Here is an 11377-nt window from a genome sequence, read left to right as displayed (position 1 = left end):
TGCCGTGCTGGGTAAGGTAGGTTCCCGGCTTGCCGGAACGGATGTCGGTATGCTGCCACGAGAAGCTGTTGCCTGTCTTGACTTGTTGCCGGGCGATCGGTTGCGACGAACTTTCGGCACGGCTGTATTTCCTGATTTTCTTGTTTGTCGTGTGACACGCGGTGATAAGGCCGGTCTCCGGCTTGCCGATGACACGCCGGAACGGACGACGGTGCGCCTTAGCGAAATAGGGCTCTTACTTGTCTTGGACTTATTGCCTCTTGCCGTCGGTCGTGTCGGCCGATACTTGGAGAATTACGGCCGTATCCCGCACGGCCGTCGTATCGGAAGGAGACGGGGCGGGGGCCAGTCCCCGTGCGACCAGCAGCGGCCGGATGTCGGGATCGCTTCCCCGGAAATTCCGGTACAGCGAGGCTCCCGGCTCGGCGGCGCCCCGCTCGAGAATGTTTCTCCGGTAGGAACGGGCCAGCTCGCGGCTGAATACGTCGCCGCTCTGCCGGAAAGCTTCGTAGGCGTCTTCATCGTACATCTGCGACCACAGATAGCTGTAGTAGCCCGCCGCATATCCGTCGCCGTTGAATATGTGGGCGAAGTAGGGATACCGGTAGCGCGGGGCGATCTGCGGCAGCAATCCCCGCTGTTCGTAGAGCGAGCGGCGCTCGAGTTCCGTCGGATCGAGCGTGTCCGACGCTCCGAGCGTATGAATGTCCATATCGAGTTGCGCTGCGGCGAGCAGTTCGGCGGTCATGAATCCCTGATTGAACAGCTTGCTGCGGACGATGCGCGCGATCATATTGGCAGGGAGCGTCTCGCCGGTAGCGTAGTGTTTGGCATAGGCGCGGAGCATTTCGGGCTCGGTGGCCCAGTTCTCCATGATCTGCGACGGCATTTCGACGAAGTCGAGCTCCATCGAGTTCATGCCCGTTCCTTTGTACCGGGTCTGGGCGAACAGGTTGTTCAGCGCATGTCCGAACTCGTGGAACAGCGTTTCGGTTTCGTCCAGGCTGAGCAGAGCCGGAGCGTTGCCTCGGGGAGGCGTGAAGTTGGCTACGACCGTCACGACCGGCGCAACGCGCTGTCCGTCGGCCGTGTACCGCTCGGGCCGGAATGCGTCGCACCATGCTCCGGCCTGCTTGCCCTCGCGCGGGTACAGGTCGAAGTAGAGGATGCCCAAATGCGCGTTGTCCTTGTCGAGAACCTCGTATGTCAGGCACTCCTTATGATAGACCGGGATCGACACGGGGCGGAAAGTCAGTCCCCAGAGCCGGTTGCTGAGCATGAAAACGCCTTGCTTGACATTGTCGAGCGACAGGTACGGCTTGAGGGCCTCTTCGTCGAGATCGTATTTCGATTGGCGAAGCCGTTCGGCGTAGTACCACCAGTCCCACGAGGCGAACGTGCTGTCGCCGGTTTCGGCCGCCTTGATCGCCTTCATTTCGGCGAGCTCCTCGCCGGCCAGTTTCAGCGTCGGTTCCCAGAGCCGGTCGAACATCTCGTATACTCGCTCGGGCGTCGCGGCCAGCGTACCGTCGAGCTTGAGCGCCGCGTAAGACGGATAGCCGAGCAGGGCGGCCTTCTCGGAGCGCAGCCTGACGATCCGCTCGACGATCCGCGTGTTGTCGTGGTCGCCGCCGTTGGCTCCCCGGTTCAAATAGCCCCGGTAGTGCCGCTCGCGCAGGTTGCGGTCTTTGGCGTAGGTCAGGAACGGAATCAGGCTGGGTTTGCCGAGCGTGAAGACGTATTTCCCCTTCATACCCCGGGCCTCGGCCTCGGCCGCCGCCGCATTGATCACGTCGTCGGGCAGGCCGGTCGTCTGCTTGAGGCTGTCGAGCACGAGCGCGAAGTCCTTGTTCTCTGCCAGCAGGTTATTGCCGAAGCGGATGCCGAGTGTCGTCAGTTCCGAGTTGATCTCGCGCAACCGTTTCTTGCTGCGGGGCGTAAGACCGGCTCCGGCGCGCACGAAGTTTTTGTACGTGAGTTCCGTCAGACGTTTCTGCTCGGGCGTGAGCGGCAGCGAGTCGAGCTTCTCGTAGACGGCCTCCACCCGTTCGAAAAGCTTTTCGTTCAGGTATATGTCGTCCCGATGGGCCGCTACCGCCGGCGATATTTCCAGATCGGCCTGCTGCATCGCCTCGTTGTTGTCGGCTGCGGCGACCAGCGAGAAGGTCGTGTAGACCCGGTCGAGCGTTTCCCCGCTCCGGTCGAGCGCCGCGATCGTATTTTCGAAATCCGGGGCCGCCGGGTTCGATGCGATCGAGTCGATTTCCTTTTGGTGACGGACAATGGCCTGCTCGACGGCCGGCTTGTAATGGCGTATTTCGATCTTGTCGAAAGGAGGAACCTCGTAGGGCGTGTCCCACGGGGCGAGCAGCGGATTGACCTCCGCCTGTTTGTTGCGGCAGCTTGACATGGCGGTTATCGATAAGAGAACGATGAGCGGAAACGAAAATTTTTTCATCGATGGCAAACGTTGTGAGTTCGTCGGTTGTTTTGTACTTTTGCCCGGAGAGTTCGGGACGCTATTGCAAAAGTAGCGATACCGATCCACAAAACGCCTATTTCTATGCAATTATTTTACGCCCCCGATCTGGACCCTGCTTCCGGGAGCTATCTGCTCGGCGAAGAGGAGTCGAAGCATGCCGTCCGCGTGTTGCGTCTGGGCCGGGGCGACAGCCTGTGGGTGACCGACGGCCGGGGCGCGATGTGCCGGGCCGAGATCGCCGACGATTCGCCGCGCGGCTGCCGGCTCGAGATACTCGGCTGCGAGCAGGGCTTCGGGCAACGCCCTTACTCGCTGCATCTGGCCGTCGCGCCGACGAAAAACGTCGACCGTTACGAGTGGTTCGCCGAGAAGGCGACCGAAATCGGCGTCGACCGGATCACGCCCGTGCTGACCGACCGCTGCGAGCGGCGGACGCTCCGGATAGACCGGATACTCCGTGTGGTGACCGGTGCGATGAAGCAGTCGCTGAAGGCTTATCTGCCCCGGGTCGATTCTCCGATGCCTTTGCGCGAGCTGCTGGAGCTCCCTTGCGCGGGTAGCCGGCTGATCGCCCATTGCGAGGAGAGCGGGAGCCGGACTCCGCTCGGGGAGGCTTTCGGCCCCCGGGAGCAGGTGCTGATCCTTATAGGGCCCGAGGGCGATTTTTCTTCCGATGAAATCCGCTCGGCGCTCGACAGCGGTTTCCGGGCCGTTTCGCTCGGCCGCAGCCGTCTTCGGACCGAAACGGCCGGCGTCGTGGCTGCGCACTCGGTCGCGTTCGTAAACGGCTGGTAGGAACTTTGCGGGACGCTCTTTAGCGGTGCGCGCCGTGCCGCAGGTGCCCGCAGTATCCGGTTGCGCAAGACCGGTGTTTCCGGACTCCTTCGGGGACCGGTGCAAGGCGGCGGACGCAATCGGAGGAAGAAGTCGCTCGCGGTTTCTGTTTCCGAATGCGTACGTATCCGTCATAGAGGAAACGGCGAAGCCGCGGATTTGGCGGAAGGGGCCCGACCGGCGCTTCCGTCCGTTTCCGGGAGAAAAGTCCGTGCGGAAACGGACGAAAGCGAGCGAGCGGGCGAATTACAGGAGAAAAAGACTTTATGCAGAAATCGTTGAATCTTTTCTGGTCGTTCTTCAAGGTCGGGGTATTTACCTTCGGCGGGGGATACGCCATGGTTCCGCTGATCGAAAAGGAAGTGGTCGATCGCCGGGCGTGGATCGATCGCGAGGAATTCCTCGACCTGTTGACGCTCGCCCAGACTTCGCCGGGGCCCTTGGCTCTCAATACGGCGGTTTTCGTCGGCTACAAGATCGATCGTTACCGGGGGGCGTTCAGCTCGGTGCTCGGTGTCGTCGTACCTTCGTTCGTCATCATATTGCTCGTGGCGCTGTTTTTCGTTTCGTTCGAGCACGAGCCGGTCGTCGAGGCCGTGTTCAAGGGCATGCGTCCGGCCGTGGTGGCGCTGATTTTGGCCCCGATCATTCATCTGTCCAAGGGGCTCGGGGCATGGCGTTTCGTACTGGCCTCTCTGGCGCTGGGCGCGACGTGGTATTTCGGATTCTCGCCCGTCTATCTGATTTTGGTCGGGGCCGTCGGAGGGCTGGGCTGGACGTTCTGTCTGAAAAGAAAGGGGCTGAAGCCATGATCTATCTGCAACTGTTCCTATCCTATCTGAAAATCGGCTTTTTCGGCTTCGGCGGGGGGTATGCGATGCTGTCGCTGATTCAGCACGAGGTGGTGATCGCCCACGGCTGGATCACGAACGAGGAGCTGACCGACATCATCGCCGTTTCGCAGATGACGCCCGGGCCGATCTCGATCAACAGCGCGACCTATATCGGCTACGTCGTGACCGGCAGCGTCTGGGGAGCGGTCGTAGCGACGGCGGCCGTCTGCCTGCCCGCCATGACGCTGATGATCGTACTGACGCGCTTTTACCTGGTCCTGCGGAACAATGCCTACATCCGCGGAGTCATGTACGGCATGAGGCCGATGATTCTGGCCATGATCGCACTGGCAGGCGCCGTGCTGTTCACTCCGGTCACCTTTATCGACTACAAGAGCTGGCTGATTTTCGGCGCGGTCTTTCTGGCTTCGCTGCGCAAGATCGATCCGATCCTGCTGATCGTGCTCTCGGGCGTAGCCGGTTATCTGATATACGGTTGAGAGATATCGACGGCCGAACGCCCGGAGAACGGTATTTCAGCCCCTGATAGCATATTTCGGTGCGCCGTTTACGTCCTGCCTCGCGACTTTCGGATTCCCCTCCCGGGCCGGTATGATAGGTTAAGTCCGCTATGACGCACCGGCATGCCGGTATAGATCTTCTCCCGTATAATACGGAAACGATCAGGTCGTGGTGAACAAAGGAACCGATCTATCAGCGACTTCCGCGACAGCATAGTCATGTAAGCGTCTTGAAATAAATGTGCATGAGGCTACGCACACCGTTCCGGTTTTTCGCGATCGCGTGCTTGCAGGAGCTCTTCCGACTTTTCGCCGTCTTAGCGACAGGGCATCGTTCCGGTCGGAAACGGTCCGTTTGTCCGGGTCGTCCGGGCGAGTCGATTGTAATGTCGAGGATACTTGCAATAAAAGTATGTCGGGTGTGACGTAAGCATGCGACGTCGCGTTGTTTCCCGCTGTGCGCACCGGTACACGCAGCGAAAAGAGAAGCCGGAGCCATTCGGCTCCGGCCTCGTGTCGTTGCGCTAAAGCGACGGCTCGGTCCGCGCGACCGTGTCCCGGACATGGAGCTCGTTGTCCGGCCGGGGAGCCGACAGCACCTCGAGCGCCTGTTTTACCACGTTGTCGATGCTTTGGATGTTGTGGTAAAAAGCATTGTCCTCCAGCGGCGTGTTGCGGCCTACGTAGGCTTTGATCTGGGCCAGCATGACCTCTTTCGAGCGTTCGATTTCGGCCGGTTTCGGTGCCACGCCCTGCCGGGCCGCATAGCGGACGAATTCGCCGAGCAGGTCCGGCTGCGAGCCGAAGAAGCGGTCCAGTTCCTCGAGCGTCCGGATTCCGTTCAGTTGCGCGCGGTGGCGATCCGTATAGTCGAGCGTGAAACGGTAGAGAATGTTGCGCCTGGCCACCTCTCTGAAATAAGGGGTCGTGTCCGAAGTGTCGGCCGGTACGAAAATGTCCGGCATGATGCCTCCTCCGCCGTAGACGACCTTGCCGCCTTCGGTCACGTATTTGAGGCTGTCGGCGAAATGGATGCTGTCGGCCGAAAAGAGCTCGTTATGCTCGTAGCGCGACAGCAGCTCGCGGTTGTAGCTTTCCGTTCCGTCGCTGTACGGTTTCTGGATCGACCGTCCCGTCGGCGTGTAGTAGCGTGCGACGGTCAGACGGACCGCCGAGCCGTCCGGGAACGGGATCTGACTTTGGACCAGTCCCTTGCCGTAGGAGCGGCGGCCGATGATCGTGCCCCGGTCGTTGTCCTGAAGCGCTCCGGCCAGAATCTCGCTCGACGAGGCGCTGTATTCGTCGATCAGCACGACCAGCTGTTCGTCGGTGAACTCTCCTTGCCCGTCGCTGTATTGGGTCTCCCTGTTTCCCGCGCGGTCCTGCGTGTAGACGATCATCTTGTCGGCGGGCAGGAACTCGTTCGAGATCGCGATGGCCTGTTCGAGCAGGCCGCCCGAGTTGCCCCGGATGTCGAGGATGAGCTTCTGCATGCCTTGTCCCTTGAGCTGTCCGATCGCTTCGCTCAGTTCTTTGTAGGCGTTGACCGAGAATTGATCGAACTTGATATAGCCGATATCCGGGCGGATCAGGTACGAAGCCGTGATGCTCTTGATTGGAATGGCGTCGCGCCGGACGGTGACCGGGGTCAGCCCGTCGATTCCGGAGCGTTGGATTCCGAGCCGGACTTCGCTGCCTCGAGGACCCCTGAGTCTTTTCACTACTTCGTTCTGGTCCATTCCGACTCCGGCGATCGTGCTGTCCTCGACCGTCACGATCCGGTCTCCTCCCTGTATGCCGGCTTTGGCGCTCGGTCCGCCGGCGATGACGTTCAGCACGACGACCGTGTCGGTCGCCATGTTGAACACGACGCCGATGCCGTCGAACTCTCCTTCGATCGTCTCGTTGGCCTGAGCGAGGTCCTTCGCGCTGAAATACATCGAGTGCGGGTCGAGATTTTCGAGAATCAGCGGGATGATTTCTTCCGTGAGCGAGTCCATCCGCACCGTGTCGACATATTGCGCGTCGATCAGGCGGAGCAGCATGTTGAGCTTGTCGGTCCCGGCTACGGAAAGCGCGGCCCTGCGTGCAGGTCGGTCCGCGCCGCTGCGTAGCAGAAAACTGCCGAGCAGCATCCCTGCTGCCAGCGAGCAGGCGATCACGGTCGGCAGCAGAATCGTGAATTTACTGTTTTTGTACATGTCGTTTTAGCGAAAGTTTCTTGTCGGGGCGCATGGGCAATTCCCGTACCCGAAGCTACTTGTTTTTGAACGTATAGGACAATCCGACCCCGATTTTGTAGGTCCATTGAAGCGAGCGGTTCCGAGGCGTCGCCTGAGGCTCGTTGTAGACCATGCGGCAGAAAAAACCGACGTTGAATATCTTGGCTGCAATGATGCTGAACGTATTTTGCCATTCGACGTAGTTGTTCTGCTCGTAGTTCGTCGAGACATAAAAGTAAGTGATGTAGCTCATCTTTCCTCCTGCGATCGGCTGGTTCAGGTCGATGCGCATCGTCGATCCGAGCGAGCTTTTCTGGTGCTTGCCGGCCGGCACGCCGTGGGCGCCCTGCCGCGAGAGCGAGTCGTCCAGAACGAATTGCATGTTGCCGCTCAGGGGATTGACCGTTACGATCAGCGGCACTTTCTTCAGCGCCCGGTACGTGAAGCCGACGCCGAGCGTCAGCGTGCCGGGCGACATGAAGTTGCTGACCAGTATTTTCTCGGTGACCGACTTGTATCCTTTCGACCATTGGCTTCGCAGGTTGGCGCTGGCGCTGTACGACCAGTTCTTCGAAATGGCCCATCCCGTGTTGAGGTTGAAAATGAAGTAGTCGAGATTCTTGAACGTCGTGCCCGAGATGACGTTCATGCCGTATTTCGAGTCGAACGAGTAGGTCATGTTCAGTTTGTCGCGGGTGTAGACGTGCGTATAGAGCAGCGAGGCGGTCGCGTCGAACGTGTTGTTTCCGCCCGGGGCCCAGTTGTCGAAGCCGGTTTGGTTCAGCGATAGCCCGACCGTGCAGGTGATCGTGTTCCGTTCCTTGCGCAAACGTTTTTTCTCGGCCCGGTAGCGCGCTTCGCTGAAGAACTGGTTGTTGACGGCCGACAGCTGCTTGATCGTGTCCCGAAAGTTTTTGACGTCCGCCTCTTTCGGTGTGACTTTTGAAATGGAGAACTGGGCTTCGGCTCGGCTCGAAGCCAGCAGAAGTCCCGCAAGCAACAGAAAAATTCTCAGGGGTTTCATAGTCTGCGCAGGGTTGAGTCTTGCGCAAAGATAGCAATTTTGACCCGGATTGAGCGGACCCTCTTTTTTTTGCTTCGGAAATCCGTATTTTTGCTCCGGTGCGTCCGCCTTTCCGGCGCGACGAGGAGACGGACGCGACAATAACATGGTACGATGAAATATTTTGGAGCGCATGTCAGTGCGGCAGGAGGGGTCGAAAACGCTCCGCTGAACGCCGAAAAGATCGGGGCGACGGCTTTCGCCCTGTTTACGAAGAATCAGCGGCAATGGTCGGCCGCGCCGCTCAAGCCGTCCTCGATCGGCGCGTTCGAGGCCAATTGCAGGGCGGGAGGATACGCTCCGGGCGTCGTCCTGCCTCACGACAGCTACCTGATCAACCTGGGCCATCCCAAGGACGAGGAGCTGAAGAAGTCGCGCGCTGCCTTCCTCGACGAGATGCGGCGTTGCGAGCAGCTGGGGCTCGACCGGCTGAACTTTCATCCGGGCAGCGATCTGGGCCTGATCGGCGCCGACCGATGTCTGCGGCTCGTGGCCGAGTCGATCGACTGGGCGCTCGAGCGGACCCGGGGCGTGACGGCCGTCGTGGAGAACACGGCCGGGCAGGGCTCCAATGTCGGATATTCGTTCGAGCAGCTGGCGACGATCCTCTCGCTGGTGAAGGATCAGAGCCGCGTGGGCGTCTGCATCGACACCTGCCATGCCTTTGCCGCCGGCTACGACCTGACGAGCGACGAGGCGTGCGAGAGGACCTTCGACGAGTTCGACCGCACGGTCGGATTCCGTTACCTGCGCGGTATGCACCTGAACGATTCGATGAAGCCGCTGGGCAGCCGGGTCGACCGTCACCGGAATCTGGGCGACGGTTTTCTGGGTATGACCGTTTTCCGCTTTATCGCCCGGGACAAGCGTTTCGACGACATTCCGCTGATTCTCGAGACGCCCGACGAAAGCCGTTGGCCGGCCGAGATCGAGCTTCTGAAAAGTTTTGAAAAGGAGGGATAGGATCGGCGTATGCCGGCCATTTCGGCTGTTGCGACGTGTTTCGGTTGCTCGGCATACCGTTTCCGGCGATTCGGGAAGGACAAGGCGTTCGGTCCTGTTTTCGGGGGGCGGCGTGTTTTCGGATTATGTCTGCGACGAAGCCGTTTCCCGTGGGCCGGGAGGCGAAAATTCCGGTTTTGCCGTGCCTCTGCCGGTGAAGACCGTTTGAAAAAGGTCGGCCGCGGTCCGTTTTTTCTCCGGCGGACCGGCCGTTTCCGGCACAGGCGCGGTGCGTGAGGCGGGAAGCTGCGGGCATGCGCGATTCGTTGCGGCTTTTTTCGTATCTTTGCAAGATAGATTCCGACCGAAACCTCCCCGCGCGGAAAGTCCGGGGTAACTCGACCGAAATGAGAAAACTGTTGCAATCGCGAAATCCCGACGTACGGCTGTGGCTGCTGTTGGGCCTGTGGTGGATCGCCAACCTGATTCAGGCCGGCTGCACCGAGCTGGCCAACGACGAGGCTTATTACCATATGTTCTCCCGGTCGCTGGCGTGGGGCTATTTCGATCATCCGCCGATGACGGCGCTGCTCGTACGCTTGGGAAGTTTTTGGGGCGGAGAGTTCGGCGTGCGGTTTTTCTTCACGCTGTTGCAGCCGCTCTACCTCTATCTGCTGTGGCGGATCGTCCGTCCCGATTCCGCGACGGTGCGCGACGCGGGGCTGTTCGTCCTGATCGCCGCTGCGATGCCGATCCTGCAGCTTTACGGCTTTCTGGCCGTGCCCGACGGTCCGCTGATGCTTTTTACCGCGCTGTTCCTGTGGTGCTACAAGCGCCTGACCGAGGACGACCGCTGGAGCCATGCCCTGTGGCTCGGCGTCGCTATGGCAGCGCTCGCGTACAGTAAGTATCACGGCGCGCTGGTCGTGCTGCTGACCGTGCTGTCGAACCTGCGCCTGCTGCGCAATCCGAAATTCTACGCCGCCTGCGTCGTGACGCTGCTGCTGATCCTTCCGCATCTGGGATGGCAGTCCGGGCACGACTGGGTTTCGTTCCGCTATCATCTGGCCGGACGCAACAAGGATTTTCAGTTTTCGTTCGTGACCGAGTACCTGCTCAATCTGCTGGCGATCTTCAATCCGCTGCTGTTTCCCGTTTTTGTCGCCGTCTGGTGGAAGACCCGAGCTGAAACGCCCGTGTTGCGGGCTCTCAACTTCATTTCGGCCGGGTTCGTCCTCTTTTTCCTGTCGACGACTCTGCGCGGGTACGTGCAGCCTCAATGGGAGATTCCCGTTGCGTTCGGCGTGATCGCGCTGCTGTTCCTCCATGCCCGTCGGGGCGGTCGTCCGCGCCGCTACGTCGTGCGGGTAGGGTGGGTGACCGTCGCGCTCGTCGCGCTGGTTCGCATCGAGATGATATTCAACCCGCTCGGCCTGCGTTTCGAGGTGTTCGACAACCGGACGTCCTACGGACGGATCGCGCAGGAGGCTGCGGGAGCTCCCGTGATATTCGACGGCCAGTATACGGCGGCGGCCAAATATGCCTTCTATACGGGCGGACAGGCGTATGCCCAGCCGTCGATCTATTACCGGACGAGCCAGTACGAGCTGCGCGACGACGACGACCGGATGGCCGGAGGTCCCGTGCTGATTCAGGTGTGGGACAGCGTGCCGGGCTCGCGCGACGTTCAGTTGCCGAACGGCCGGACGTTCCGCTATCTGCGCTGCGGACGGTTCGTTCCGGTGCGCCGCATCGCGGTCGAGACCGGTCCGCTGCCCTCCGAGGTCCGGCCGGGCGACACGCTTCGTCTGAGTCTGACGCTGCGCAATCCCTATCCTTACGACTACCGTTTCGACGGCGACTCGGTGAAGGTCGGCATCGTGTGGCGCAACCTGAGCGAGACGACCCGTCGCTACGATTTGCCCGAAGTGCAGGGCCTGCTTCCTGCCGGCGGGACGCTCCGCCGCGAGGCGCGTTTCGTCGTGCCCGAATTGCCGGAGCGCACGTGGCAGGTAGGCTTCACCGTGTCCAACCTTCCGGTGACGACTTGGTTCAACGGGCCGACGGAACGGATAAGAACGATTGCAAAATAACGAGATATGCTTATTCAATTCATCAAATTTTGCGTTGTCGGCGCTTCCGGCATGGCGGTCGATTTCGGCATTACCTTCCTCGGCAAGGAGAAGCTCCGCTTGAACAAGTATGTCGCCAACTCGCTGGGATTCATTTCGGCGGCCTCGACCAACTACGTGCTTAACCGGCTGTGGACTTTCCATAGCCGCGATCCGCAGGTGGCCCAGCAATACATGCAGTTTATCGGCATATCGGCTATCGGGCTGCTGATCAATAACCTGATTATCTATCTGCTCAACGACCGGGCCCGTGTCGGGTTCTATTTGTCGAAGCTGATCGCGATCGGCGTCGTGACGCTGTGGAACTTCTTTATGAACTATTTCTTTACGTTTACTTCTTGAGCGGAC

9 protein-coding genes are annotated in these 11377 nt (G+C 60.2%); 6 read left to right on the top strand and 3 right to left on the bottom strand.

From position 1 onward, the window contains the following. Positions 1–250: 250 nt before the first annotated feature. Positions 251–2410, bottom strand: coding sequence for a M3 family metallopeptidase (locus NQ491_RS03040; RefSeq protein WP_232423175.1), 2160 nt, complete (start codon positions 2408–2410; stop codon positions 251–253). 153 nt (positions 2411–2563) lie between these two features. Between NQ491_RS03040 and NQ491_RS03035 the strand changes: the two genes are divergently transcribed. The 3 genes from NQ491_RS03035 to NQ491_RS03025 all read left to right on the top strand — a co-directional run bounded on the left by NQ491_RS03035 (position 2564) and on the right by NQ491_RS03025 (position 4649). Then, positions 2564–3277, top strand: a complete 714-nt coding sequence (locus tag NQ491_RS03035; RefSeq protein WP_019244800.1) for a 16S rRNA (uracil(1498)-N(3))-methyltransferase — start codon at positions 2564–2566, stop codon at positions 3275–3277. A 305-nt stretch (positions 3278–3582) separates the two neighbouring features. Continuing rightward, entirely contained in the window at positions 3583–4128 is a 546-nt protein-coding gene (locus NQ491_RS03030) for a chromate transporter (protein ID WP_019244801.1), read from the top strand. Beyond that, complete coding sequence (locus tag NQ491_RS03025; protein ID WP_019244802.1) at positions 4125–4649, top strand: chromate transporter; 525 nt, start codon at positions 4125–4127, stop codon at positions 4647–4649. The genes NQ491_RS03030 and NQ491_RS03025 overlap by 4 nt, the downstream gene beginning before the upstream one ends. 545 nt (positions 4650–5194) lie before the next feature. On the opposite strand, the gene NQ491_RS03020 is transcribed toward NQ491_RS03025, so the two are convergent. Further along, entirely contained in the window at positions 5195–6871 is a 1677-nt protein-coding gene (locus NQ491_RS03020) for a S41 family peptidase (protein WP_019244803.1), read from the bottom strand. 55 nt (positions 6872–6926) lie between these two features. Beyond that, positions 6927–7916, bottom strand: a complete 990-nt coding sequence (locus tag NQ491_RS03015; RefSeq protein ID WP_019244804.1) for a DUF3078 domain-containing protein — start codon at positions 7914–7916, stop codon at positions 6927–6929. Positions 7917–8069: 153 nt separating this feature from the next. On the opposite strand from NQ491_RS03015, the gene nfo reads away from it, so the two are divergent. The 3 genes from nfo to NQ491_RS03000 all read left to right on the top strand — a co-directional run bounded on the left by nfo (position 8070) and on the right by NQ491_RS03000 (position 11371). Continuing rightward, positions 8070–8918, top strand: coding sequence for a deoxyribonuclease IV (gene nfo / locus NQ491_RS03010; protein ID WP_019244805.1), 849 nt, complete (start codon positions 8070–8072; stop codon positions 8916–8918). A gap of 386 nt (positions 8919–9304) precedes the next feature. Beyond that, positions 9305–10990: an ArnT family glycosyltransferase gene (locus NQ491_RS03005; protein ID WP_034282515.1), complete on the top strand. Its 1686-nt coding sequence runs from the start codon at positions 9305–9307 to the stop codon at positions 10988–10990. A 6-nt stretch (positions 10991–10996) separates the two neighbouring features. Next, positions 10997–11371 (top strand): GtrA family protein, encoded by a 375-nt coding sequence (locus tag NQ491_RS03000; protein WP_019244807.1) that lies wholly within the window; start codon positions 10997–10999, stop codon positions 11369–11371. Positions 11372–11377 lie beyond the last annotated feature (6 nt).

Origin of the sequence: Alistipes ihumii AP11 (assembly GCF_025144665.1) — a bacterium.
Classification (GTDB): Bacteria; Bacteroidota; Bacteroidia; order Bacteroidales; family Rikenellaceae; genus Alistipes_A; species Alistipes_A ihumii.
This window is presented reverse-complemented; position numbering and strand designations above follow the sequence as displayed.